We start from the raw sequence: 25,541 nt of genomic DNA on the forward strand, positions 1-25,541 counted from the left end.
CTAAGCCGCCGCGCCCGCCTCCAGTTCCTCGGCCATGGCGCGGATGGCGCGCAGGTCGGCCACGAAATCCTCATAGGCCCGGGCCTTGGCGGCCTCGTCCGGCAGGCGCAGCAGATAGGAAGGGTGGGGCATGATGTAGCCGGGCTGCCCACCCTCGAACCGCGCGCGGCCACGATACCGCATCACCGGCACCACCTCCCCCGTCAGGGCCAGGGCCGCGCTGCCACCGAGCGCCACCACCAGCTTCGGCTTCACGAAGTCCAGCTCCTGCTTCAGCCACCAGCGGTAATGCTTCACCTCGCCCGTGGTGGGGGACTGGTGGATGCGGCGCTTGCCCTGCTGCACGAACTTGAAGTGCTTCACCGCATTGGTCAGGTAGGAGCGCGCGCGGTCGATGCCGGCTTCCTGCATGGCGCGGTCCAGCACCTGCCCGGCAGGGCCGATGAAGCAGCGGCCGGCAAGGTCCTCCTGGTCCCCCGGCTGCTCGCCCACGAAGGCGATGGTGGCGCCTTCCGGCCCCTCCCCCAGCACGGCGCGGGTGGCGCCGGGCACCAGCGGGTCGGTGGCGGCGATCAACGCGTTCAACGCGGCCAGGGTCGGCGGCGCCTGCCGCGCCATCTTCTCCACGGCGCGCGCCGGGTCCCGCCGCTTCGGCAATGCGGCCTGTTTGGCGATCATCTCCCGCGTGCGGGCTGGCGCCTCGCGGATCAGGTCCGGGATCAGCGCGGCCTCGGGCATGTTGTGCCAGTATTTCTTCGGCATCTCCGCCCGCATGGCGGTGGGGTTCACCCGCGCTGGGTTGAAGATGCTGGCGTAATAGCCGCGCCAGCCTTCCTCGAAGGCATCGCTTTCCGGCACATCGGCGCGGGTGCCGGGCGGGCCGAAGCGCAGGGCCTCCCGGTCCCAGTGCAGGCTGCCGATGGGCGTGACGATGCTCCAGCGCAGAGCGCGGAAGCGTTCCACGAAGAAGTCCGCCGTGGCTTCAAGAATAAAGTGCTCGGGCTCGAACCAGGCGGTGAAGCGTTCCTCGGCGGGGTCGCCCACCTGCCGGAAGCGAACAAAGGCGTGCATCTTGTGCAGGTCGCGGCGGATGGCCTTCCGCATCCGCTCCAGCCGGTGCACCAGCGGGTCGCTGGACACCTCGGCCAGGGCGCGCTCCCCATGCAGGCTGCGCCAGATCAGGCCGTAGAGCAGGCCGTAGCGCTCCGGGTCCCGGTGGCAGACCACGGGCTGGATGAACTCGGCCACGGCACGCGGCAGGGCGAGCGGCGGCGCATCGGCTGGCGCCTCGGCGGCAAAGAGGCCGGGCGCGGCATCGGAGCCCCAGGTCACCGCCTCCGGTGGCACGCCTTCGGCCACCAGCCCGCGCGCGGCCTGGCGGAAGCTGTCGAGATCCGCGCCCTCGCGCAGCGCGATGTGGCGCGCCATCAGAACAGCGAAAGCTGCTTCGCCGGCGGCGCCAGCCGGGCGCGCAGGTCGGCGCGGTCGGTCAGCCCATGCGGGCTGTGGTCCTCGGCGATGATGAAGGGCCGCGCGCGCTTCAGCGTCGGCGTCAGCCGCGCCAGATCCTCCAGCCCCAGCCGGGTGTGGCGGCGGGCGGCGACCATCTTGTCCACCGCGCGCTTGCCGAAGCCGGGCACGCGCAGCAGCATCTCGCGGTCCGCCGTGTTCACGTCCACCGGGAAGCGGTGGCGGTTCTTCAGCGCCCAGGCCAGCTTGGGGTCGATCTCCAGGTCCAGCATGCCGCCCTCACCGCCCTCGGCGATCTCGTCCACGCTGAAGCCGTAGTGCCGCAGCAGCCAGTCCGCCTGATACAGCCGGTTCTCCCGCTGCAAGGGCGGCGGCTTCAGCGGCAGGATGACCGAAGGCTCCGGGATAGGGCTGAAGGCGGAGTAATAGACGCGGCTGAGGTCGTAGCGCCGGTACATGGTGTCGCTGGCGCGCAGCACGCCCTCGTCGGTCGTGTCGTCGGCGCCGACGATCACCTGCGTGCTCTGCCCGGCGGGCGAGAAGCGGCGGCGCTCGGCCTTGGCCTCGACGATGCGCTCCTTGACCTGACCCATGGTGGACTGGATGCCGTCCACGTCCTTTTCCGGCGCGAGGCGCTGCAGGCTCTGCTGCGAGGGCAGCTCCAGGTTCACGGAAAGCCGGTCCGCCCAGAGCCCGGCCTGCTCCACCAGCCAGGGGCTGGCCTCCGGGATGGCCTTGAGGTGAATGTAGCCGGCAAAACCGTGCTTCTGCCGCAGCGTCTTCGCCACCAGCATCATCTGCTCCATGGTGTAGTCGGGAGACTTGATGACGCCGGAGGAGAGGAAGAGCCCCTCGATATAGTTGCGCTTGTAGAAGTTGACCGTCAGCGCGACCACTTCCTCCACCGTGAAGCGCGCGCGCTCCACATTCGAGGACCGCCGGTTGATGCAATAGGCGCAGTCGAACAGGCAATAGTTGGTCAGCAGGATCTTCAGCAGCGAGACGCAGCGGCCATCCGGCGTATAGGCATGGCAGATGCCGCTGCCGGTGGTGGAACCCAGCCCATCGACGCCCGCCGCCCGTTTCGGTGCATTGGAGGAAGAGCAGGAAGCATCATACTTGGCGGCATCCGCCAGGATGCGCAGCTTCTTGACGAGCGTCTGGTCCAAACCGGCACCTCTTCCCTGAGTTCGCTATATGTTCGTGAATCCAGGGTTTTCAAGGCACCGCTAGGCCGGGCCCAGGGACGGGATATTGGCGCCGATGCGCGGGTCCACTTCCCGCGCCATCCGTGCTTCGGCGGAGGGCCGGCCTGCCGTCTGTCAGTCCCAGGCCGGCGCCAGGCCCGGAGGGCTGACCAGGCGGCGATCGCGGTCATCTCCCCGGCCGAAAGAACGAGCCTGCTGGCGCTGGGGAACCGCGGCGGCGCATTGTCGCCGCCCCCGGCCTATCTGGCGGAGCACGGCACGCCGCGCCGCCGTCTGGCCGCTGCACAGCAGCGGCAAGCTGGTGGACCGGGAGGTGCATGGCACGCTGCGCGCCAACAACGGCGAGACGGTGCGGCACATGGCGCTGCTGGGCCTGGGGCTAACGCGCCTAGGGGAATTCCATGTCCGTGCCGACCTGGAAGCCCGCCGGCTGGTATCCGTGCTGGACAATGCCATCACGGATACCGAGGCCGTGCATGCCCTCTACCTGGGGCGGGAGCGGATGCCCCGCCGGATGCGGCCTTCCTGGACTTCATGACGCCGCGGCTGCGCGCAGCGCTGGCCCCGCCGCCCTGAACCTCAGAGCGGGCCGAGATAGTCCCGCTTGCCGATCGGCACGCCCTGCTGCCGCAGCAGGGCATAGGCGGTGGTGACGTGGAAGTAGAAGTTGGGCAGCACGAAGTTCAGCACATAGTCGCGGCCGGTGAAGGTCAGGCTGGTGCCGCCCGCCTTCAGCACCACCTCGGCCTCCTCCTTGCCATCCAGCGCGGCGGGGTCCACCGATTTCAGGAAGGCCACCGTCTTGCCGATGCGTTCCTGCATCTCGGCGAAGGTCTTTTCCGTGTCGGGGAAGCTGGGGTTCTCCAGCCCGCCCAGCCGCACCACCGCGCCCTTGGCAGTGTCGCTGGCGCGCTGGATCTGCGCGGTCAGCGGCGCCATGTCGGCGATCAGCCGCGCCTCCGTCAGGCTCTCCGGCGCCCGTCCCTCGGCCGCCGCGAAGGCCTGCCCCTTCTCCAGGATGGCGGAGAGATTGGCAAAGGCGCGCAGAAAGGCTGGGACGGTCAGGTCGTAGAGGGAGACGGGCAAATGCTTATTCCCACTCAATGGTGCCGGGGGGCTTCGACGTGATGTCGTAGGTGACGCGGTTGATGCCGCGCACCTCGTTGACGATGCGCCCCGCCACCCGCGTCAGGAATTCCATGGTGAAGGGATAGACATCGGCCGTCATGCCATCCGTGCTGGTCACGGCGCGCAGGGCGCAGGCGCTGTCATAGGTGCGGCCATCGCCCATCACGCCCACGGTCTTCACCGGCAGCAGCACCGTGAAGGCCTGCCAGATGGCGTCGTAGAGCCCGGCGGCGCGGATCTCCTCCAGATAGATGGCGTCGGCCTTCTGTAGGATCTGCACCTTCTCCCGCGTCACCTCGCCGGGGATGCGGATGGCCAGGCCGGGGCCAGGGAAAGGATGGCGGCCGACGATCTCCTCCGGCATGCCCAACTCGCGGCCCAGCTCGCGCACCTCGTCCTTGAAGAGGTCGCGCAGCGGCTCGACCAGTTGCATCCGCATGCCCTCGGGCAGCCCGCCGACATTGTGGTGCGACTTGATGGTGACCGAGGGGCCACCGGTGGCCGAGACGCTCTCGATCACGTCCGGGTAGAGCGTGCCCTGCGCCAGGAAGTCGGCGCCGCCGATCTTGGCCTGCTCTTCCTCGAAGACCTCGATGAACAGCCGGCCGATGGTCTTGCGCTTCTTTTCCGGATCCGTGACCCCGGCGAGCTGGCCGAGGAAGAGGTCGGAGGCGTCGCGATGCACCAGCTTGATGTTGAAGCGGTCGCGGAAGGTGGACACCACCTGCTCCGTCTCGCCGCCGCGCATCAGGCCGTGGTCCACGTAGATGCAGGTGAGCTGATCGCCGATCGCCTCATGGATCAGCACGGCGGCGACGGAGGAATCGACGCCGCCGGACAGGCCGCAGATCACCTTGCCGGAGCCGACCTGGGCACGGATGCGCTGGATGGCCTCGGCCCGGAAGGCCGCCATGGTCCAGTCGCCCTCGCAGCCGCAGACGGCATGGGTGAAGTTCTTGAGAAGCTGCGCGCCATGCGGCGTGTGCACCACCTCGGGGTGGAACTGGATGCCGTAGAAGTGGCGGCTGTCGTCGGCCACCATGGCGAAGGGCGCACCCTCGGAGGTTGCGACGATGCGGAAGCCCTCGGGCAGCCGGGCGACGCGGTCGCCATGGCTCATCCAGACCTGTTCCTTGGCGCCGGGGGCCCAGACATCCTGCGTCAGGGCGCAGGCTTCGCGCACATCCACATAGGCGCGGCCGTATTCCTGGTGGTCGCTCTTCTCCACCAGGCCGCCGAGCTGCATGCACATGGTCTGCTGGCCATAGCAGATGCCCAGCACCGGCAGGCCCAGCTCGAAGACGATCTGCGGCGCGCGGGGGCTGCCCGCGTCCACGGTGCTGGCGGGGCCGCCGGAGAGGATGATGCCGCGGGGCTCGAAGCCACGGATGCGCTCGGCATCGGCGGTGAAGGGCCAGACTTCGCAATAGACGCCGGATTCCCGCACCCGGCGCGCGATGAGCTGCGTCACCTGGCTGCCGAAATCGAGGATGAGGATGCGATCGCGGTGAAGGGCTTGGGAGGACAGGTCGACCATGGGCCAGCTTGCACCACAACCCTGCCTCCGGTGCAAGACGCAAGGCGCCCTCTTGATCCGCGCTGGACGCCCCGGCACCCTGCGCCCCACTCATAAGTGGCTGGAGCCTTCACGTATGCCCTTTCCGACCGATGACCGTGCCTGGAACGATACCCTGCTGTATCTCCTGGAGCGCCGGCGGCCGGGTGAACGCACGCTGGCACCCGATGAATTCGCCGACGAACTGCCTTTCGTCCGCCCCTACAGCCAGCAGAACAGCGGCGAGGAGCCGGCCTATGCCTGGGTGGTGATCCACAAGGGCATGGTCGGGAAGCTGGACACCGAATTCATGCGGGACCTGACCTCCTGGTCGGTACCGGTCTTCGCCAACGATGTTTTCGTGGTCTTCGCGCGCGAGCCCGGCTTCGCGATGAGCGACGTGAGCGATTCGAACCACGCCAAGGCGCTGCTGAACGTGCTGCCGAAGCGCGAGGCCGCCGCGGCACCGGCCGAGCCGGAGCCGGAGCCGGAGCCAGAGGCCCCCGCGCCCGCGCCCGTGGTGGAGCCTGTGCAGCCCGAGCCGCCCCGGGCCGAGCCTGAACTGCCGCCGGTCTCCGCGCCCGCGCAGCCGGCCCCGAAACCCGCCGTCGCCGGCAGCGTGCTGGAGCGGCTGCGCCAGCAGGAAGTGCTGCGGCTGCTGCGGGACATGGTGGCGGATGTGCCCGGCCAGCGGGTGCTGGACCTCGGCTGCGGCACCGGCCGCTTCATCGGGGCCTTCAGTGAATCCAAGGTGCTCGGCGTCGATGCGGCCGCGGACAAGGTGGAACAGGCCCAGGCGGCCCATGCCGGCCTGCCGAATTTCCGCTTCACGGTGGCGGACCCGGCCAGCCTGGCGCTCTCCGAGCCCGCCTTCGATGCCGTGCTGCTGGTGGATGCCCTACCGCAGGGCGCGGATGCCGCCGCCGGCCTGCTGGCACGCGCCGCCGCGCATCTGCGCCCCGGTGGCCTGCTGTTCCTGAGCCTGGACAACCGCGAGGCGCTGCACCGGCGCATCGCCCGGCTCTCCGGCACGGCGGCGGAGGCCGGCTTCACTTTGGCCGAGGCGATGGGAATGCTGCGCGCCGCCGGCTTCCAGCCGCTGCGGGCTGATGGCGTGCTGCTGCCGGTGGCGGGCGATGTCCAGGACGAGGGCATCCTGGACAGCCTGCGGGAGTTGGGGCGCCTCGTCGGCCCCGCCCATGCCGAAGCCATGGTGCTGCTGGCACGGCGGGACTGAGGCGCCTGGCGTGGCCCCTAGCCGGGGCCGCGCCGGTCGCCCGGCGGGCCACCCGGCCCGCCATGCCCACCCGGCCCACCATGCGGCGGGCCGCCGGGACCACCCGGGCCACCGGGCCCGCCGTGCGGCGGACCGCCAGGGCCGCCGCCCGGACCACGATCCGGCCGGAAGCCGGGGCCAGGACCGCCCGGCCCGCCATTCGGCCGCGGCCCATCCCAGCCAGGACGATGGTCGGGGCCGCGCCAGTCAGGCCCCCGCCCCTCATGCCGCCAGCCAGGACCGGGCCCGCCCGGCGGCGGGCCGTAGGCGCGGCGCGGCGGAGGCGGGGGCGGCAAACGCTCCCACCGGCCGCGCTCACGATACCAGGGCCGGTTGCGGTAGTAGGAATCCCAGTAGTTGCCGAAGGTGAAGCCGATGATCGGCAGGCCGATGGCCGGGCCGACGCTCACGAGAGGCTCCCGCCTCTCGTAATAGGGCGCCTGCAGATAGCTGCCGGCCACCCAGCCACGGTCGTTGCCGATGGCGACATCGCACCAGACATAGCCATCCAGGCAGCCCAGCACCTCCACCTGCACGCCCGGCTCCAGCTGGGCGACCACGGGATACTCGGTGCCGGGGCCCGCCCGCATGTTCAGGCCGGAGGTCACAAAGGCGGGCGCCGCCCACGCCATGGCCGGCGCCAGCAAGACAGCCGAAAGGGCCAGCCCGGCCAACAGGCCGCGCGATGCTCCAGAACGGTTCGGCATGGCGATCCTCCTTATTCCAGGCCCTGTTAACGCCAGGAATGGAGCGTCTTTGCGGCGAGGAACGGGCCGAAAAACGCCATCGCCCGGCCAACCTCGCGGCTGGCCGGGCGATGAGAACCGGGACCGGTCGGCTGGCGCCTTACTTGGGCGCCAGCACCATGATCATCTGGCGGTTTTCCAGGCGCGGCATCTGCTCGACCTTGGCCAGCTCGGCCAGCTCGGTCCGGACGCGCTCCAGCACCTTGGCGCCGAGATCCTGGTGGGCCATCTCGCGGCCACGGAAGCGCAGGGTGACCTTCACCTTGTCGCCTTCCTCCAGGAAGCCCTTGGCCGCGCGCATCTTCACGTCGTAGTCGTGGTCATCAATGTTCGGGCGAACCTTGATTTCCTTGATCTCGACGATCTTCTGCTTCTTGCGGGCCTCGTTGGCCTTCTTCTGCTGCTCGTACTTGTACTTGCCGTAGTCGGTGATCTTGCAGACCGGCGGGACGGCGTTCGGGCTGATCTCGAGCAGGTCCATGCCGGCGTCATAGGCGCGCAGCAGGGCCTCACGGGCGCTCATCACGCCGATCATTTCGCCTTCCTCGTCGATCAGGCGCACCTGAGGGACGCGGATGTCTTCATTCACCCGCGGTCCGTCGCGGGGGGGAAGCTGGTTCGGTAGAGGGCCTCGGGCCAGAGTCGGCTCCTGTCACTGTGGGAACGAATTTTGGGGCATAGTTATGGTGCAGTCCTCAGGGAACTGCAACCTCAACCGGCCTTAGATCGGGTGCGGCGGCTTCCGCCGCAAGGGCTTCGACCGCTTCGGCCAGCGTCATCGTGACCTGCTCGCGGCCCGGCAGGCGGCGCAGCACCACCTTGCCTTCCTCGGCCTCCCGCCGGCCGATCACGGCCAGCACGGGCACCCGCTGCTCGATATGGTCGACCACCTTGCGGTTGATCTTCTCGTTGCGCAGATCCAGCTCGACCGAGAGCCCGGCCTTGCGGAAGGCAGCGGCCACGTCCCTGGCGAAGGGCGCGGCCTCGTCGACGATGGTCGCCACCGCCACCTGCACCGGGGCCAGCCAGAGCGGGAAGCGCCCGGCATGTTCCTCGATCAGGATGCCCAGGAAGCGCTCGAAGCTGCCCAGGATGGCGCGGTGGAGCATCACGGGGCGGTGGCGGTTGCCGTCCTCGCCCACATAGACGGCGTCCAGGCGCTCCGGCAGCACGAAGTCCACCTGCAGGGTGCCGCACTGCCAGTCGCGGCCGATGGCGTCCCGCAGCACGAATTCCAGCTTGGGGCCGTAGAAGGCGCCCTCGCCCGGGTTCAGCTCGTATTCCACGCCGGCGATGCGGCAGGCTTCCTTCAGCGCGCCCTCGGAGCGGTCCCAGGTTGCGTCGTCGCCCGCCCGCTTCTCGGGACGGTCGGAGAACTTCACGCGGAAGTCGCTGAAGCCGAAATCCTTGTAGATCCGCGACAGCAGCGCCACGAACTCGACCGTCTCGGCCGCGATCTGCTCCTCGGTGCAGAAGATATGCGCGTCGTCCTGCGTGAAAGCGCGGACGCGCATGATGCCGTGCAGGGCGCCGGAGGGCTCGTAGCGGTGGCAAGCGCCGAACTCCGCCATCCGCATCGGCAGCTCCCGGTAGGAGCGCAGGCCATGATTAAAAATCTGCACATGGCAGGGGCAGTTCATGGGCTTCAGCGCCAGGATGCGGTCCTTCTCCGACTCGTCATCGACGGTCGCGAGGAACATGTTCTCCCGGTACTTCTCCCAATGGCCGGAGGCTTCCCACAGCTTGCGGTCCAGCAGCTGCGGGGTCTTCACCTCCTGGTAGCCACCGGCATCCAGGCGGCGGCGCATATAGTCCTGCACCGTGGTGTAGAGGCGCCAGCCCTTGGGGTGCCAGAAGATGGAGCCCGCCGCTTCCTCCTGCAGGTGGAAGAGGCCCATCTCCTTGCCGATGCGGCGGTGGTCGCGGCGCTCGGCCTCCTCCAGCTGGTGGAGATAGGCGTCCAGCTCCTTCTGGTCCCGCCAGGCGGTGCCGTAGATGCGGCTCAGCATGGCGTTGCGGTGGTCGCCGCGCCAATAGGCGCCCGCCACCTTCATCAGCTTGAAGGCGCCGCCGATATCACCGGTGGAGCGCATATGCGGGCCACGGCAAAGGTCCAGCCACTCGCCCTGGCGGTAGATCGAGATGGTCTCACTTTCCGGCAGGTCGCGGATCAGCTCGGCCTTGTAGCGCTCGCCCTTGTTCTCGAAGAAGGCGATGGCCTGCTCGCGCGGCCATTCCTCCCGCAGGAAGCTCGCGTTCCGCGAGACGATCTCGCGCATCTTCGCCTCGATCTTCGGCAGGTCGTCCGGGGTGAAGGGCTCGTTGCGCGCGAAGTCGTAATAGAAGCCGTTCTCGATGGACGGGCCGATCGTCACCTGGGTGCCGGGGAACAGCTCCTGCACCGCCTCCGCCAGCACATGGGCGGCGTCGTGCCGGATCATCTCCAGCGCCTCGGCATCCTTGCGGGTGATGAAGCGGACCTGGGCGTCGCCCTCGATATTGGCCGAGAGGTCGCGCAGCTTGCCGTCCACCTGCATGGCCAGCGCGGCCTTGGCGAGGCCGGGGCCGATGCTGGCGGCCACGGTCGTGCCCGTCACAGCCCCGTCGAACTGGCGGACGGACTGGTCAGGCAGCGTGATCGCAGGCATCGGTATGCACTTCCGTTTCAACGGAGGGATGGGGGCGCGGACCATGCGGGCCACGGCCCGCGCCGTCAACGCATAAAGGGTGATGGAAGCCTTGACGCAGCCGGGTGGCAGTGCCCCCCGGCCGCTTCGGGCCTCAGGCCACCAGGGCCAGCGGGGCCGGCATCTGGCTGCGCACCAGCTCGGCGAAGACGCCGCCGCGGCGGACCAGGCTGTCGAAATCGCCACGCTCGACCACCTTGCCGGCTTCGAAGACCAGGATCTCGTCGGCCTCGCGGATGGTGGAAAGCCGGTGGGCGATGATGAAGGTGGTCCGCCCCGCCATCAGGGCCTTCAGCGCCTTCTGCACCCGCGCCTCGGTGGCGGCGTCCAGCGCGCTGGTGGCCTCGTCCAGGATCAGGATGGGCGGGTTCTTCAGCAGCGCGCGGGCGATCGCCAGCCGCTGCTTCTGCCCGCCCGAGAGCGCCACGCCGCGCTCGCCCACCGGGGTGTCGTAGCCCTTGGGCTGGCGCAGGATGAAGTCATGCGCCTCGGCCATGCGGCAGGCCTGCTCGATTTCCTCCTGCGTCGCGTCGGGGCGGCCGACCAGCAGGTTCTCCCGGATGGTGCGGTTGAACAGCAGGTTGTCCTGGAACACCACGCCGATGTTCTGCCGCAGGCTGTCCAGCGTCATGTCCCGCAGGTCCACGCCATCGATGCTGATGCGCCCCGTGGTCGGGTCCCACAGCCGCTGCAGCAGCGCCATGGCCGTGCTCTTGCCCGCGCCGGTATGGCCCACCAGGGCGATGCTGCGCCCCGCCTCGGCCTTGAAGCTGACGGCGGAGATGGTGGCGCGGGTATTGGGATAGGCGAAGCCCACATCCTGGAACTCCACCTCGCCCCGCACCCGGCCCATGGCGATGGCATGGGGGCGGTCCGGCACGCTGCTTTCGGTGTCGATCACCGCGAACATCTCCTCCAGCGCCGGCTTCTGCAGCACCAGCCGCGCCACGAAGCCGACCAGCCCTTCCAGCCGGCCGATCAGCAGCAGGGCGAAGCCCATGAAGGAGACGATCTCACCCACGCTGGCCAGCCCCTGGCCGTTCAGCCAGGCGCCCATCGCGAAGATGGCCATGACGCAGAGCGTGCTGGCCGAGCGCGTCATGACGGACATCACCGCCCACCAGTTCAGCACCGGCATCTGACGCTCCAGCACCTCCTGCGCGATGCTGCCGAAGAGCTTCGCTTCCGCCTGCAGGCGGGCGAAGGACTGCACCACCAGGATATTGGAGAGCGCGTCCTGCGCATTGCCGGCCAGTTTGGAATGCAGCGCCTCCACCTCCGCCTGCCGCTCATGCGTGCGGGAGATGACAAAGGCGGCGACGGCGCAGAACAGCACCACCAGCGCCACCAGCAGCAGGCCCAGGCGCCAGTTCAGCACCAGGCTCAGCGGCAGCAGGATGCCGGCGGCCAGCGCCGTGATCAGGTGGTCCCGGAAAAAGGAGAGCCAGAGGCCGAAGAGATTGTCGGCCCCCACCAGCATCACCTTCATCAGGCGGCCGGACTGGGTATCGCCATGGAAGGCCGGCGGCATGGCCAGCACATGCTGGTAGTAGCGGTGCATCACCGCCATCCGGTTGCGGTTGGCCATGCGGTCGGCCTGCAGCGCGATGGCGGCGCTGCAGCCGATGCCGGCCAGGCCCACGCCGCCCCAGAAGAGCAGCACGCCCATTGTCGACCTGTCCGAGTGGGAGAGCAGGTCGATCACCCGGCCGAAGAGCACTGGCTCCAGGAACTGAAGGGCCGCACCGACCAGGGCGACCAATGCCAGGCTCGATGCCACGGCGCGGTCGGGCTTGAGCATCCCGAGCACGCGCGCATAGACCTTGAAGAAACCCATGATTGCTTCCGTGATCCCCGGCGACCGGCAGCGGCCCAAAAAAACCCGCCATGCGTCGCGACCCTTGCAAGAGACCACAACGATGCGGCAGGAACAGGGCAACCGGATCGCAAGACGAAGGCAAAACAGACCTTCGGGGTTTCCGACGTCCAAGGAGATATTCATGCTGAAGCTGCACCGCCGCGCCTTCCTCGGCGCCGCCGGCCTCCTCCCCCTTGCCACCCTTCCGGGCCTGGCGCAGGCCCAGGGCCAGTGGCCGACCCGCCCTGTCCGGTTCGTCGTGCCCTTCGCCCCGGCCGGCACCACCGACATCGCCGCGCGCATCCTGGCGGAGCAGCTGCAGCACCGGCTGGGCCAGCCCTTCCCCATCGAGAACCGCGCCGGTGCCGGCGGCAATATCGGCAGCGACGTGGTCGCAAAGGCCGAGGCGGATGGCTACAGCATCCTGATGCAGACGGTCTCCTCCGGCGCCATCAACTACGCGCTCTATGCCGGGCAGATCGGCTACAAGCCCTCCGACCTCGCCAATGTCGGGCTGCTCATCAAGGTTCCCAACGTCATCTTCGTGAACCCGAACCTGCCGGTGAAGAACCTGCGGGAGCTGGTGGCCCTGGCCAAGTCCAAGCCCGGCCAGCTCAACCACGGCTCCTCCGGCGCCGGCACCTCGCTGCACATGGCGGGGGAGCTGCTGAAGCTGGAAGCGGGCATCGACATGACCCACGTGCCCTACAAGGGCGCCGGGCCGATGCTGGCGGAGGTGATGGCCGGGCGCATCGAGGTGGCCGTGGACAACCTGCCTTCCGCCATCGGCCATATCCGCGACGGCCGGCTGAAGGCGCTGGCGGTGACCACCGCGGTGCGCAGCGCCGCCCTGCCGGACGTGCCCACCACGGCCGAGGAAGGGCTGCCGGGCGTCGAGGCCACCGGCTGGTTCGGCGTGCAGGCGCCGAAGAAGACGCCCAAGCCCATCGTGGACAAGCTGGGCGCCACCATCAACGCGGTGGTGCAGGACAAGGAGGTCTGGGCGAGGCTGGCCGATCTCGGCGGCATGAAGCCGGACCTGACGCCCGATGGCGGCACCAGCCCCGAGGCCTTTGAGGCCTTCGTGGATGCCGAGGTCAAGAAGTGGGCCGAGGTGGTGCGCCGCTCCGGCGCCAAGGTCGACGGCTGACACCCGTCACCGCCGGGGAGGAGACGCCTCCTCTCCGGCCCTCTTCAACAAGGGTTTGATGAGCGGCCCTTAAACCGGGCTGGTGGGTCCGCGTTGAGTTCCTCGCGACATAACACCGAGGAGCCCGCCATGCGTCAGGCCATTTGTGTAGCTCTACTGAGCATTGGTATCGCCGGCGGAGCCATGGCCCAGGGCACTACGCCCGGTGCCGGCACACCGGGCACCGCGCCCGGCAGCACCACGACCACGATCACCACGACCACACCGGGCGGCAAGTTCGCCACGGTGAAGCCAACGGACGTGATGGCCGAGGAATATGATGACATCCAGCTGATCAACAAGCAGGGACAGACGATCGGTGAGATCGAGGACCTGGTGATCGACAACGGCAAGACGGTGACCGGCATCGTCGTCAGCGTCGGCGGCTTTCTCGGCATGGGAGAGCGCCACGTTGTCCTGAACCCCTCAGCGGTGACCATCCAGCGGGATGGCAGCAACCTGAAGGGCACGGTCGATATGACCCAGGACGAGCTGAAGAATGCGCCGGCCTACAGCTACAAGAGCAGCAGCAAATAAAGCTGGAAGACGACGCCGGCCGGCATGCAGGGCCAAGGGCCTGCTTTGCCGGCCGGGCCTCTGGGCGCGGCCGGCGTCATCGCCTCAGCTGCGCCAGTCGATCTTGTCACCCTCGATCAGGCGGAGCGCGGTGGGCCAGGACCATTCGAAATGGGCCAGCTTGGCCTCGTTCTCTTCCGGCGTGTTGCCGTTGAACTGGGCGGCGGTCTTCAGCCGCACGTCCTCGGGCGGCAGCACCAGCTCGGCGCCGCCGGCCAGGGCGGCCACCTGCGCCTGGCAGGCGCGCTCCAGATAATAGATCATGTTGAAGGCCTCGGGGATGGTGCGCCCCGTGACCAACAGGCCGTGGTTGCGCAGGATCATCGCCTTGTGGCTGCCGATATCCGCCACCAGCCGCTCCCGCTCATCGAGGTCGAGCGCGATGCCCTCGTAGCCGTGGTAAGCGAGGTGGCCGTAGAACTTCAGCGCGTGCTGGCTGATCGGCAGCAGCCCGTGCTTCTGGGCGGAGACGGCGATGCCGGCGGCGGTATGGGTATGCACCACGCAGAAGGCATCCTCCCGCGCCATGTGCAGGGCGGAATGGATCGTGAAGCCGGCGGCATTGACCGGCTTCGATTCCGGCTCGTCCTCCACCACATTGCCGTTGAGGTCGATCTTCACGAGATCGGAGGCCCGCATCTCGTGGAAGAGCACGCCATACTTGTTGATCAGGAAGTGGTGCTCGGGCCCTGGCACGCGGGCGCTGATATGCGTGTAGATGAAGTCCGTCATCTTGTGGTGCGCAACGAGCCGGTAGAGCGCGGCGAGGTCGCAGCGGATGCGCCACTCCTCCTCGGAGCAGTTGATCCGGGCGGGCGGGGTGGCGATATTCATCGGGCTGATCCTCATCTTCGCGGCCGCGGAATGACAGACCCCCCACCGCCCGGCGTCAATCGGAAAAGCGCGAGGCGCGGGCGGGATCAATGCCCGCGGAAGAAGGCCAGGATCTCGCGGTCCGGGATCGGCGCTTCCCGCTTGCGGCCCAGGAAGTAGCAGGCGCAGGCAGCGTTATAGGAGGCTTCGGTGCGCGAGAGCAGCGGGTCAAGGTAGCGCATCGGCCAGGTCAGCAGCAGCGCCATCAGCCGCAGCACAGAGCGCGGGCGGTGCCGGTCCGTGATGCCGGTGAAGAGGTTGCGCAGCAGATGAATGGCGGAATAGCCAGGGCCGCCCATCATGCCGCTGCCCAGGTCGTCGAACTGCCGGAACAGCCGGCGGTGCCCGAGATAGGTGAAGCGGGTGAAGTCATGGGCGCCCATGTGCACCGGCTGCAGGAAGGGGGTCACGGCATAGACGAAGCCACCCGGCTTCAGCACGCGGATGATCTCGGCCACCACCCGCTGCGGGTCGCAGACATGCTCCAGCACCGCCTCGGCGAAGACGGCGTCGTAGGAGGCATCCTCGAAAGGCAGGTCATGGGCGTCGCAGATGCAGGCGATGTTCCGCGCCATGGCCACGTCGGTATAGGTGACGCGCCCGGGCAGCTCCCGCTCGCCGGAGCCGATCACCAGCACCTCGGCCTCCGGCCGCTCCGCCAGGATGATGTCCATGGGGTCGAAGGCGCTGCCGCCCGGCACCGGGGCTTCGGACAGGCCCTGCGCGAAATGGCGGTAGAGGCGGCGAAGGCCGCCGGTGCGGTCCGCCGAGCCGTCATAGCCGCTGGCGCCTTCATAGCCCTGGCCTTCCAGGTAATCGGCCGTGCGGAAGACGCTGTTGGCCTCGTTCAGCAGCACGGGCACGCCACCGACCGCTGGATAACGCCGGCTGCAGCCGGGGCATCCACGCTCCAGGCCGGCATCGGCCAGCGGGGCGTGACATACCGGGCAGGCGAGATGCGGCATGCCGGAAACCTCCAAGAGAGGCTCCTGCTCATCGCGCCCCACCCGGCCCGCGTCAATATCGTTGCGACGCCATCACGGAATGGGGATGGCGCCGCGCGGTTTCAGGCGGCGTCCTCCTCCACCGGCACGGCGGCGTGGGCGGACCAGCCCAGGCGCACCGGCAGGCCCTCGGCCGGGGCGAAGGGCGCGTTCCAGGCCGACAGGTTGACGCGCAGCGGGCCGAGATCGGCCGTCGCCACCACCAGCGCGAAGCCGGAGCCGAGATAGGACCAGCTTTCCACCGTGCCGGGGACTATGTTGTCCGCCGCCTCCCCTTCCGCCAGCAGCGCCACCTTCTCCGGCCGCAGGGACAGCAGCACGCGGGTGCCGGCGGCGGGCCGCGCGGCGGCGGCCACCTTCAGCGGCGTGGTGCCGGCGCGGATGGTGAAGCCCTCCGGCGCGCCGCCTTCCGCCGTGCCGGCCAGGAAGTTGGATTTGCCGAGGAAATCCGCCACGAAGCGGGTGCGCGGCGCCTCGTAGAGCTGCGCCGGGCTGCCCTGTTGCACCAGCCTGCCATGGTTCAGGATGGCGATGCGGTCGGAGAGGCTCAGGGCCTCCTCTTGGTCATGCGTCACATTGACGAAGGTGCGGCCGACGCGGCGGTGCAGCGCCTTCAGCTCCTCCTGCAATTCCGCCCGCAGCTTCTTGTCGAGCGCGGAAAGCGGCTCGTCCAGCAGCAGCAGGGCCGGGTCGAAGACCAGGGCGCGGGCCAGCGCCACGCGCTGCTGCTGCCCGCCGGAAAGCTGGCTGGGCTTGCGCTCGGCGAAGCGGGTCAGTTGCACCAGGTCCAGCGCCGCCGCCACGCGGCTGGCCTGCTCCGGCTTCGAAACCTGCCGGACGCGTAGCGGAAAGGCGACATTCTCCGCCACCGTCAGGTGCGGAAACAGCGCATAGCCCTGGAAGACCATGCCGAAGTCGCGCTTCTCCGGCGGCAGGGCGGTGATGTCGCGGCCATCCAGCAGCACCTGCCCGGCGCTGGGCTGCACAAAGCCGGCGACCGTCATCAGCAGCGTCGTCTTGCCGGAGCCGGAAGGGCCGAGCAGGGTCAGGAACTCGCCCTTCCCCACCTCGATCGTCACGTCCTCGACCGCCGTGAAGCTGCCGTAGTGCTTGATGATGCCGCGCAGCCCCAGCGCGTGGCCGGAAGCCGCGGTGGGCACCGCCACCGCGGCGCCAGCACGCGCGGGCGCCGCGGCGCTCATGCGCGGTAGTCCGGCTGCTCGCGGTCCATCTTGCGCTTCAGGGCCTGCCAGGGCAGCCAGCCCTTGGTGGGGCTGTCCTTGGCCTGCTGCCGCACCCGCGCCACCATCTCGGCCGGCGGCAGGGCCAGCGGCGCGCCGGTGGACTGCGCCGCGACCTGGATGCGGCAGGACATCTCCAGGTAATACATCCAGTAGAAGGCCTCGGCCACGGTGCGCCCGGTGGTCAGCAGCCCGTGGTTGCGCAGGATCAGGCAGGGCTTGTCGCCCATGTCGCGCACCAGCCGCTCGCGCTCATCCAGGTTGTCGTCGGCCGCGATGCCTTCGTATTCATGGATGGCGACGCGGTCGGTCAGCTCCATGTTCATCTGGTTCAGCGGCAGCAGCCCGCATTGCGTCGCCGCCACGGTCATGCCGGCCAGGGTATGGGTATGCATCACGCATTGCGCCCGCTCGCTGCCCAGGTGCAGGGCGGAATGGATCACGAAGCCCGCCGGGTTCACCGGCCAGGAGGTTTCCTGCGCCGGCTGCCCCTCGGCATCCACCAGCACCAGGGAGGAGGCGGTGATCTCCTCGAACATCAGCCCGTAGGGATTGACCAGGAAGCGGTGCCCTTCCCCCGGCACGCGCACGGAGAGGTGGGTATAGACCAGGTCCGTCATGCCGAAATGGGCGAAGAGGCGGTAGGCGCAGGCCAGGTCCTCGCGCAGCTCCCGTTCGGTGGGGACGCGGGTGGGGTCGGGGCGCACAGGCGGGGCGGGTGGCGGGTTCAGCATGATCAGTAGCCCCTTTCCGGGTCGTAAACATTGGGCAGCGGCAGCCCGGCTTCCTGGGCCGCGATGGCCTGCGCGACATAGGCCGCCCGGTCCTGCCGCGTCGCCTGGGAGGCGACATGCGGCGTCACCGTTACCTTGGGATGCACCCAGAGCGGGTTGTCCGGCGGCAGCGGCTCGGTGGCGAAGACATCCATCACGGCGCCGGAGAGATGGCCGGAATCCAGCGCCGCGACCAGATCCGGCTCCACCACATGCTGGCCGCGCCCGGCGGAAACCAGCCCGGCGCCCATGGGCAGCCGTGCCAGCAGGGCGGCGTCGACCAGCCCGGTCGTCTCGGGGGTCGAGGGCAGCAGGGAGACCAGGATATCCGTGCCGGCGAGAAATTCCGGCAATTCCTCGGCCCCGGCGAAGCTCCGCACGCCAGGGATGTCCTTGCGGCCGCGGGACCAGCCCCGCACGGTGAAATTCAGCCCCTGCAGCATCCGCGCGGCGGCCTGCCCCAGATTGCCCAGCCCCATGATGCCGATGGTGCGCTGGCGGGCCGAGAAGGGCGATTCCCTGTTGGCCCAGCACCGCTCCGCCTGCGCCAGGGCGAAGACGCGGGTCTCGCGCAGCAGCGTCAGGCAGGCCCAGGCGATGTATTCGCCCATGCGCTGCGCCGTTTCCTCGCCGCCCATGCGGATCAGCGGCAGGTGGCGCGGCCAGTCCGGCAGGCAGGTGATGTGGTCCACCCCGGCGGCGGAGGAAAACACCGCCCGCAGCCCGGTCATGGCGGGGAAGCGGCCTGGCTCGGGCTCCCAGACCATGACGTAACGCACATCGGCGGGATCGACGGAGGGGTCGGTCCAGGAGCGGACCTCAAGACGAGGGTCGGCCTTGCGGAAGCAGGTCTGCCACTCGGCGACCGCCTTCTCGCCGCCAGACTTCACCAGGAGCAACACTTGGGCGCGGCTTCCTTAACATCGCGGCCCCCGCGACAGGCGGGGCCGGGCGCGCAGACTGCCCAGGAGAGCCCGGCGGGTAAAGGTCCGGGAAGATGACAAGAGGCCCGTTCCAGACGCATTCGCGGGGCTGGATGGCGGCTGCGCGTTCATTCTGCGCAAGCCGGCGGCAACCGACCGCCTTCAGCGCCACAGGAGGGCGCGAGGCCGCCCCCCTTCCGGAAGCAGGTCCGCATGAGTATTCCCTCCCCCCGCATGCGTGCGGTTACATGGCGGCGCTTGGTTGTGGGCGCGACCAAGCGCCGCGCCGCCAGGGACAGCCCGCTCAGGCACAATGCGGCGCTGAAGGCCGCAGGCGCCGAAAATCTTGATCTCCTCCCGGATGGCCTGAACTTCCCAAGGAGGCTCCTTATGATGTCACGCTCCGGCTCGGGCCACCGGCCACGGGGCGGCTCGTGGTTGCCGCCCTAGGCAGGCCAGGGGACAGTGGGTTAAGAGCGAATCATGGGAAGTTCCACGACCGGGAGAGAGGCACTGGCATTGCCGACCGGGCCAGAGCTGCTGGGGGCTTCCTCCTCTTGAGCAGCCCCTCCTGTTTCCTGACCATCCTCGGACAAGACATCCAATGACCCTGATCTCCTTCGCGCAGAATGGTGAGGATATCGTTCTCTGGCGGGCGCTGGGTCATGTGGAGAACGGGTTCTACATCGACGTCGGCGCCTGCGACCCCAGCGACCTTTCCGTCACCCGCCTCTTCTATGACCGCGGCTGGAGCGGCATCAATGTCGAGCCTGCCAAGGAATTCTACGACCGTTGCGTGGCGGAACGGCCGCGTGACCTGAACCTGAACGTGGCTGTTGCGGCGCATGCCGGCATCATGCGGTTCATGAATATCCCCAGCACCGGCCTTTCCACCACACTAGAGGATGTGGCGGCCAAGGCGTCCGAGCGCGGCTGGGGCGTGGAGACCCGGACCGTACCGGCCCTGACGCTGGCTGACATCTGCGAGAGCACCAAGGTCGAGGAGATCCATTTCCTCAAGATTGATGTCGAGGGGGGTGAGCGAGCCGTACTGGAAGGCGCGGATTTCCAGCGCTTCCGCCCCTGGGTCATGGTGATCGAGGCCACGCAGCCCTTGAGTACCGAGCGGAACGACCATCTCTGGCGCGACCTGGTGCTGAATGCCGGCTATGAGCAGGCCTTCTTTGATGGCGTGAACCTGTACTTCGTCGCGGCGGAGCGGCGCGAGTTGATCGAGAAGCTGGCCATTCCGCCGAATGCCCTGGACGACTTCAAGCCCATTGCCCAGCACCGGGCCGAAACGGAGGCTACCGAACGGGCCGCCGCGCTGGAACAATTGACGGCGCGCCTGGCTGCGGAGGAGCAGATGACTGCGGCGCTGCGGAGCGAGTTGGACGAGGCGAACAACTCTGCCCGGCAGGCTGCGGCGGCCGCGAAGGCGCAGTTGGACGTGGCGCAGCGCGCCCTAGCCAATGCCGAAAGGCAGATCGTCCAGCAGGAGGGCCTGCTTCGTGACCGCCGGGCGCAGATCCAGCGGCAGACCAAGATGCTGGAACAGATCCAACACGTCGTGGCGCAGGAGATAGGGTCGGGCCACCTGCCCTCTAGCGATCTTCCCGGGGCACTGCGCTCCCACCTGGCCGAGAAGAACTATCAGCTGTCGCTGCTGCGCAGCCAGCACAGCGACGTGGTGCAGCATCGGGACAGCCTGCTTGCCAGCACGTCCTGGCGGGTGACCAGCCCGCTTCGCAAAACTCGCACCGCCATGCATGTGCTGAGGAGCGAGCCCCGGCACTTCCTGCCGCTCCTGGTCAAGAATTTGCGCCGAGAGCAAATTAGGACGCTTCTGCCGGGCCTAATGCTCAATCCGTCAGGACCTCAGGAGGCGAATTCCATGTCGCTGCCTGCCAATTACGGCGAGTTGTCACACCGCGACAAGCTGGTGGTGCTGCTGCGCACGGATACCATGCGCCAGCGGAAATTGATCAGCGGCACCTGAATTTCAAGAACACCGATCCTGCCTTCACAGACATCGATCCCGAGGAACAACGACGCTATGCGGATTGCGATTGATATGCAGGGGGCGCTGACAGTCGGCTCCCGGCCTCGGGGGATCGGTCGCTACACCACTCAGCTTGTCAATGCGATGGTGGACCTGCGCGGTGACCGTGACCTGCGCCTCCTCCTGAATTCCAACCACGCCGCTGCGGCCCAGGAAGTGGCCGAGGAATACGGCAAGAGCCTGCCAAAAGGCGCCGTATCCCACTACCAAGTGCCGCGCACGGAAAGCTACGACCAGCCGCCGAGCGCCCCGAAGCGCAAACTCGGCGACGCCATCGTGCGCTGCCATGTGGCTGGCCTGACGCCGGACGTCCTGCTGGCCACCAGCCTGTTCGAGCTGGGGCCGGGTGACTTCAGCCCTGCGGATCTGTCTTCCTACCCGGCACGGCTGACCTGCGCCGTCGTGTACGACCTGATCCCGCTGGTCTTCCCAGACCTTTATCTGAGCTCGCCCCTCACCTCAGGCACCTATCGCGCCACGGCCGCCTCCCTGAGCAAGGTGGACCTGCTGTTAGCGATCTCAGAATCCGCCCGGCAGGATGCGATCCGGCTGCTCGGTGTCGATCCGGACAGGATCGTAAATATCTCGGGCGCCGCGGATGACCGCTTCCGCCCTTTGCAGATCACGGATGCGAGGCGGAACGCGCTGCAGCAGCAGGCCGGCGTAACACGACCCTTCATCATGTACGTAAGCGGCGCGGATCAGCGGAAGAACCTCAAGGGCGCGGTAACTCTCTTCGCATCCTTGCCGACCGAGTTGCGGCGGTCATATCAGCTCCTGCTCGTGACGATGCTGTCGGCGGAAGACATCGCCGAGTTCAAGGCCTATGCGGCGTCTTTAGGCGTTGAGCCGGATGGAATTGTCATCGTCGGCGGCATCAATGATGATCTGCTGGTCGAGCTGCTCAATACCTGCACCCTGTTCATCTTCCCGTCCCTCTACGAAGGGTTCGGGCTTCCAATCCTGGAAGCCATGCAATGCGGCACCCCCGTTCTGGCGGCGGATAACTCCAGCGTCCCGGAAATTGTTGACCGCGAGGATCTGAGGTTCGATCCCAACAACATCGAAGCGGCAGCAGTGAAGCTCGAACGCCTGCTGCGGGACGAGGCACTACGCCGTGACGTATCGGCCTGGGGCATCGAGCGGGCGAAACAGTTCACCTGGCAGAATTCCGCCCGGCGGGCACTGGACGCCATCGACGAGCACCTGGCGCGGCATAACGCGCCGCATATCCTGCCGTGCCAGATGCTGGACCTGGATGCCGCCCGCGTGGAACTTGCCGAGATATTGGCGACCGAACCGGAAATGGATGACCAGATCGGCGATGTCGTGGATAACCTGCTGTTCAGCGTGCCACAATTCCAGGAAGCAGCCAGCCGACGCCTGCTGATTGACACCACCATCACGCAGCAGATCGACGCCTGGACCGGCATCCAGCGCGTGGTCCGCCAGGTGACAGCGGCGTTCTACGAGAAGCCGCCCAGCCCGGATATCGTTCCGGTCGCGGTGCGGCTGGAGCCGACCGCCATCCATTCGGTGCCTGACTTCACAGGCACGACGCTTGGGCGCCCTCCCGTCGGCCGGCCCTACCCCATCGAGCTGCGGGCGAGGGATGACTTGTTCATGCTCGACTCCAATTGGGAAGCCTATGTCCATTTCGAGCCCTTGTTCCAGGGCGTGGAGCGCAAGGGCGGGCGGATCATCACCTGTATCTATGACCTGATCCCGGAGCTTTATCCTCAGGTCTGCAGCGACGGGATGCCTGCCGCGCACACGCGTTGGCTGGAAGCAGCCGTGTGGCGGAGTCACGGGCTGATCTGCATATCCCGCGCGGTGGCGGATGAGCTGATCACCTATATCCAGTCGCGCCGACTGCCCCACCGCCCCGGGCTTCACATCGGCTGGTTCCACTGCGGCTCCGATATTCTACGCGGCAGCGCCAACCGAGCGCCGCAGGAGCCGGTGCTGCGCGCCTTCAACAGCCCGCATCCGGTCTTTGTCTCGGTTGGCACGATCGAACCGCGCAAGGATCAGGCGCTTGCCTTGAAGGCGTTTGAGCTTCTCTGGTCCCGCGGCGTTGATGTGTCGCTCTGCCTAATCGGCAAACATGGCTGGAAGGTTGAGGAATTCGCCGATCGGCTCCGCAGCCACAAGGAATTCGGCAAGCGCCTGCACTGGTTCTTCGACGCCAAGGATGTCGATGTGGTGCATGCCTACAACCACGCCGAGGCGGTGCTCTGCACCTCCATGGCCGAAGGCTTCGGCCTGCCGATCGCCGAAGCCGCGCGGATGGGCAAGCCGGTCATCTGCAGCGATATCCCAGTCTTCCGGGAAGTGGGCGGTAAGGGTGCGGTGTATTTTCCCGTGGGCGATGCGGCCGCCCTGGCCAGCACGGTGGAAGACTGGATGGCTGGCAAGCTCAAGGCCGACCCCGCCCTGGTGTCCCGCAACTCCTGGGCCGATGCGGCGAAACGCATCGGCCAGGTGCTCTATCACGGGGACTGGTACCAGATTCTGGACTGACGGGCAGGTGCCGGTGATTCCGTCGGCCTTCCGGCAGGACGGTTCACCGGCCTCGATGCTGTCCTGGGCGGTGGCTCAGGTCACCAGCGAATAGATCATCCGCACCGCCGTGATGGCCAGGAAGACCGCGAAGGCGCGCTTCAGCATCAGCGGCGGGATGGTGTGCGCCAGATGCACGCCCCAGGGCGTCGCCAGGATCGAGCTGGGCACAATCAGCGCGAAGCCGATCAGGTTCACATAGCCGATCGAGAAGGGTGGCAGGTCCGGCACGCCCCAGCCGCCATAGATGAAGCCCGCCGTCGCCGGGATGGAGATGATCAGCCCGAAGACGGAGGCCGTCGCCACCGCCGAGCGGATCGGCGTGCCGAACATGGACAGGATGGGCACGCCCACCGTGCCGCCGCCGATGCCCATCATGGCGGAGACCGCGCCAATGAAGCCGCCGATGCCCCAGAGCCCCGGCCCACGCGGCGTGACATCGCGGATTTTGAAGTCCACGCCCGTGAAGCCCATGTTCAGCGCCACCAGCAGCGCGATGACGGCGAAGACGGCCGAGAGCGCCGCGCCATGCAGCCAGATGGCGGCCACGGTGCCGAGTGCCACGCCGATGATCATGGAAGGCCAGATCGCCCGCAGCAGCGCACCGTCAATGGCGCCCTTGGCCTGATGCTTGCGGGCCGAGACGATGGAAGTCGGGATGATGGTGGCCAGGCTGGTGCCAACCGCCAGCTTCATCTGCACGGCCTCGGGAATGCCGAAGAGCGGCAGCACGTTGAACAGCACGGGCACGATGACGATGCCCCCGCCCACGCCCAGCAGCCCCGCGAGCGTGCCGGAGACGAGCCCGGTGAAGGCCATGGCGGCGGCGAGCGCCACCAGCCAGACAGGATCGGAGAGATGTTGCATACGGTGGGGTAGGCCTTGGCGAGACGGTTTCAGGAGTGCAACCTCGGCATCACACGACACCTCCGGTTCCGCAAGCCCGTGCCCATCATCACAGACCCGTGGTTCTACCTGCTGGCGGTGCCGGCGCTGCTGATCACCGGCATCAGCAAGGGTGGCTTCGCCTCGGGCGGCGGCAACCTCGCGGTGCCGGCCATGGCGCTGCTGGTGCCGGCGCCGCAGGCGGCCGCCATCACCCTGCCGGTGCTCTGCGCCATGGACCTCGCGGGGCTGCGCGCCTGGTGGGGGCGCTGGAGCGGGCGGGAGATGCGCGCCATCCTGCCCGGCGGGCTGCTGGGCATCCTGCTCGGCGCCTTCGCCTTCGGCTTCATGAGCAACAACAACATCAAGCTGATGGTGGGCGCCATCAGCCTGGCCTTCATCGCGCGCGGGCTCTGGGTGGCGCGGCACGGGCCGCCGGAGCCGGCGGCGCCCAATGCCGTCAAGGGGGGCTTCTGGGGCATGGTCTCGGGCTTCACTTCCACCCTGGCCCATGCCGGCGGGCCGCCGATGGCCATGTATCTCTACCCGCTGCGGCTGCCGCGGGCGCAGCTTTCGGCCACCACCGTGGTCTTCTTCGGGGTGGTCAACTACGTGAAGCTGGTGCCCTATGCGGCCCTGGGGCAATTGAGCGCCACCAACCTGCTCACCAGCCTGCTGCTGCTGCCGCTGGCACCGGTCGGCGTGCGGCTGGGCGTCTGGTTGCAGGGGCGCGTCAGCGACAAGGTATTCTATCGGGTGATCTATGTGCTTCTCGGCGTCACGGGCGCCAAGCTGGTGATGGAAGGGCTGGGGTGGTGAGTGACAAGATGCTGGGCGTCCTCGGTGGTATGGGGCCGCTGGCCAGCGCGCAGTTCATGCTGCGCCTGACGCTGCTGACCCCCGCCAAGCGCGACCAGGACCATATCCCCGCCGTGCTCTGGTCCGACCCCCGGGTGCCGGACCGCAGCGCCGCCCGCCTTTCGGGCGGTGAGGACCCGCTGCCCTGGCTGGCGCGCGGCGTGGCCGGGCTGAAGGCGGCGGGCGCGGGCGCCATCGCCATTCCCTGCAACACCGCCCATGGCTGGTACGACGAACTGCGCGCCGGCACCGACCTGCCTATCCTTCATATCGTGGACGCGGCGGCGGAAGACCTGGCGCGGCAGGGCATCCGCTCCGGCCGCATCGGTGTCATGGGCACGGCGGGCACGCTGGCCATGCGGCTCTACCAGCCGCGGCTGGAGGCGCTGGGCTATGAGGTCATCGTGCCGGAATCGGCCGAAATGGAGGCCCTGGTCACCCCCGGCATCGCGCTGGTGAAGTCCAACCAGGTGGCCGATGCCTATGCGCCGCTGGCCGAGGCCGCCGGCAACCTGCGCGCGCGCGGCGCCGCCGCCGTGGTGCTGGGCTGCACGGAGATCCCGCTGGGCATCCTGGCCGGGCCATACGCGGAGATCGGCGTCCCGCTGGTGGATACCATCGACGCCCTGGCGTTGGCCTCCATCCGCTGGGCGCGGGGGTAACGCGC

22 protein-coding genes are annotated in these 25,541 nt (G+C 68.2%); 8 read left to right on the plus strand and 14 right to left on the minus strand.

Annotation, left to right across the window (positions count from 1 at the left end; all coding sequences use genetic code 11):
* The gene (locus EBE87_RS12410) at positions 1–1,428 is read right to left on the minus strand and encodes a UdgX family uracil-DNA binding protein (protein ID WP_120639609.1); all 1,428 of its coding nucleotides are present in this window, start codon (positions 1,426–1,428) and stop codon (positions 1–3) included.
* Positions 1,428–2,639 carry a putative DNA modification/repair radical SAM protein gene (locus EBE87_RS12415; RefSeq protein ID WP_120639610.1) on the minus strand — a complete coding sequence of 404 codons (1,212 nt, stop codon included), beginning with the start codon at positions 2,637–2,639 and terminating at the stop codon, positions 1,428–1,430. Before EBE87_RS12415 ends, EBE87_RS12410 begins: the two co-directional genes overlap by 1 nt.
* Positions 2,640–2,979: 340 nt before the next feature.
* Between EBE87_RS12415 and EBE87_RS29685 the strand changes: the two genes are divergently transcribed.
* Positions 2,980–3,216: a LysR substrate-binding domain-containing protein gene (locus EBE87_RS29685; RefSeq protein ID WP_233553327.1), complete on the plus strand. Its 237-nt coding sequence runs from the start codon at positions 2,980–2,982 to the stop codon at positions 3,214–3,216.
* A gap of 41 nt (positions 3,217–3,257) precedes the next feature.
* Here EBE87_RS29685 and EBE87_RS12425 read toward each other — a convergent pair whose 3' ends face one another.
* Together EBE87_RS12425 and guaA are read right to left on the minus strand one after the other, a co-directional pair.
* On the minus strand, positions 3,258–3,764 hold the full coding sequence (locus tag EBE87_RS12425; protein ID WP_120639611.1) for a DUF1993 domain-containing protein: 507 nt from the start codon (positions 3,762–3,764) through the stop codon (positions 3,258–3,260).
* Positions 3,765–3,768: 4 nt separating this feature from the next.
* Complete coding sequence (gene guaA, locus EBE87_RS12430; RefSeq protein WP_120639612.1) at positions 3,769–5,343, minus strand: glutamine-hydrolyzing GMP synthase; 1,575 nt, start codon at positions 5,341–5,343, stop codon at positions 3,769–3,771.
* A 115-nt stretch (positions 5,344–5,458) separates the two neighbouring features.
* Here guaA and EBE87_RS12435 point away from each other — a divergent pair, with 115 nt between their 5' ends.
* Complete coding sequence (locus tag EBE87_RS12435) at positions 5,459–6,598, plus strand: class I SAM-dependent methyltransferase (protein WP_120639613.1); 1,140 nt, start codon at positions 5,459–5,461, stop codon at positions 6,596–6,598.
* Between the two features lie 17 nt (positions 6,599–6,615).
* Here EBE87_RS12435 and EBE87_RS12440 read toward each other — a convergent pair whose 3' ends face one another.
* The 4 genes from EBE87_RS12440 to EBE87_RS12455 form a co-directional block, all read right to left on the minus strand.
* Positions 6,616–7,344: an SH3 domain-containing protein gene (locus tag EBE87_RS12440; RefSeq protein WP_122140015.1), complete on the minus strand. Its 729-nt coding sequence runs from the start codon at positions 7,342–7,344 to the stop codon at positions 6,616–6,618.
* Between the two features lie 139 nt (positions 7,345–7,483).
* Positions 7,484–8,023, minus strand: coding sequence for a translation initiation factor IF-3 (gene infC, locus EBE87_RS12445; RefSeq protein WP_120638156.1), 540 nt, complete (start codon positions 8,021–8,023; stop codon positions 7,484–7,486).
* 55 nt (positions 8,024–8,078) lie between these two features.
* The gene (gene thrS, locus EBE87_RS12450; protein WP_120638155.1) at positions 8,079–10,031 is read right to left on the minus strand and encodes a threonine--tRNA ligase; all 1,953 of its coding nucleotides are present in this window, start codon (positions 10,029–10,031) and stop codon (positions 8,079–8,081) included.
* A gap of 133 nt (positions 10,032–10,164) precedes the next feature.
* The gene (locus tag EBE87_RS12455; RefSeq protein ID WP_120638154.1) at positions 10,165–11,907 is read right to left on the minus strand and encodes a glucan ABC transporter ATP-binding protein/ permease; all 1,743 of its coding nucleotides are present in this window, start codon (positions 11,905–11,907) and stop codon (positions 10,165–10,167) included.
* A 163-nt stretch (positions 11,908–12,070) separates the two neighbouring features.
* Between EBE87_RS12455 and EBE87_RS12460 the strand changes: the two genes are divergently transcribed.
* Both EBE87_RS12460 and EBE87_RS12465 read left to right on the plus strand, forming a co-directional pair.
* The gene (locus tag EBE87_RS12460) at positions 12,071–13,078 is read left to right on the plus strand and encodes a Bug family tripartite tricarboxylate transporter substrate binding protein (RefSeq protein ID WP_120638153.1); all 1,008 of its coding nucleotides are present in this window, start codon (positions 12,071–12,073) and stop codon (positions 13,076–13,078) included.
* A gap of 129 nt (positions 13,079–13,207) precedes the next feature.
* The gene (locus EBE87_RS12465) at positions 13,208–13,654 is read left to right on the plus strand and encodes a PRC-barrel domain-containing protein (RefSeq protein ID WP_120638152.1); all 447 of its coding nucleotides are present in this window, start codon (positions 13,208–13,210) and stop codon (positions 13,652–13,654) included.
* 84 nt (positions 13,655–13,738) lie between these two features.
* Here the strand turns inward: EBE87_RS12465 and EBE87_RS12470 are convergent, their stop codons facing one another.
* From EBE87_RS12470 to EBE87_RS12490, 5 genes are all read right to left on the minus strand, one after another.
* On the minus strand, positions 13,739–14,527 hold the full coding sequence (locus EBE87_RS12470) for a class II aldolase/adducin family protein (RefSeq protein WP_120638151.1): 789 nt from the start codon (positions 14,525–14,527) through the stop codon (positions 13,739–13,741).
* Between the two features lie 86 nt (positions 14,528–14,613).
* Positions 14,614–15,531, minus strand: a complete 918-nt coding sequence (locus EBE87_RS12475) for a methyltransferase domain-containing protein (protein ID WP_147426039.1) — start codon at positions 15,529–15,531, stop codon at positions 14,614–14,616.
* 101 nt (positions 15,532–15,632) lie between these two features.
* Complete coding sequence (locus EBE87_RS12480) at positions 15,633–16,772, minus strand: ABC transporter ATP-binding protein (protein WP_120638149.1); 1,140 nt, start codon at positions 16,770–16,772, stop codon at positions 15,633–15,635.
* Positions 16,769–17,545, minus strand: coding sequence for a class II aldolase/adducin family protein (locus tag EBE87_RS12485; protein WP_120638148.1), 777 nt, complete (start codon positions 17,543–17,545; stop codon positions 16,769–16,771). The genes EBE87_RS12480 and EBE87_RS12485 overlap by 4 nt, the downstream gene beginning before the upstream one ends.
* A 2-nt stretch (positions 17,546–17,547) precedes the next feature.
* Positions 17,548–18,486, minus strand: a complete 939-nt coding sequence (locus EBE87_RS12490) for a 2-hydroxyacid dehydrogenase (RefSeq protein WP_233553181.1) — start codon at positions 18,484–18,486, stop codon at positions 17,548–17,550.
* A gap of 625 nt (positions 18,487–19,111) precedes the next feature.
* Between EBE87_RS12490 and EBE87_RS12495 the strand changes: the two genes are divergently transcribed.
* A complete protein-coding gene (locus EBE87_RS12495; protein ID WP_120638147.1) occupies positions 19,112–20,506 on the plus strand; it encodes an FkbM family methyltransferase in 1,395 nt (464 codons plus the stop codon).
* A 57-nt stretch (positions 20,507–20,563) separates the two neighbouring features.
* Positions 20,564–23,092: a glycosyltransferase family 4 protein gene (locus EBE87_RS12500; RefSeq protein ID WP_120638146.1), complete on the plus strand. Its 2,529-nt coding sequence runs from the start codon at positions 20,564–20,566 to the stop codon at positions 23,090–23,092.
* Positions 23,093–23,167: 75 nt separating this feature from the next.
* Here the strand turns inward: EBE87_RS12500 and EBE87_RS12505 are convergent, their stop codons facing one another.
* Positions 23,168–23,998: a sulfite exporter TauE/SafE family protein gene (locus tag EBE87_RS12505; protein ID WP_120638145.1), complete on the minus strand. Its 831-nt coding sequence runs from the start codon at positions 23,996–23,998 to the stop codon at positions 23,168–23,170.
* Positions 23,999–24,076: 78 nt separating this feature from the next.
* On the opposite strand from EBE87_RS12505, the gene EBE87_RS12510 reads away from it, so the two are divergent.
* Both EBE87_RS12510 and cuyB read left to right on the plus strand, forming a co-directional pair.
* Positions 24,077–24,835, plus strand: coding sequence for a sulfite exporter TauE/SafE family protein (locus EBE87_RS12510; protein WP_120638144.1), 759 nt, complete (start codon positions 24,077–24,079; stop codon positions 24,833–24,835).
* Positions 24,832–25,536 (plus strand): cysteate racemase, encoded by a 705-nt coding sequence (gene cuyB / locus EBE87_RS12515; protein ID WP_199707327.1) that lies wholly within the window; start codon positions 24,832–24,834, stop codon positions 25,534–25,536. Before EBE87_RS12510 ends, cuyB begins: the two co-directional genes overlap by 4 nt.
* The last annotated feature ends 5 nt before the right edge of the window (positions 25,537–25,541 follow it).

Source organism: Teichococcus wenyumeiae, assembly GCF_003696345.1.
Lineage (GTDB): Bacteria > Pseudomonadota > Alphaproteobacteria > Acetobacterales > Acetobacteraceae > Pseudoroseomonas > Pseudoroseomonas wenyumeiae.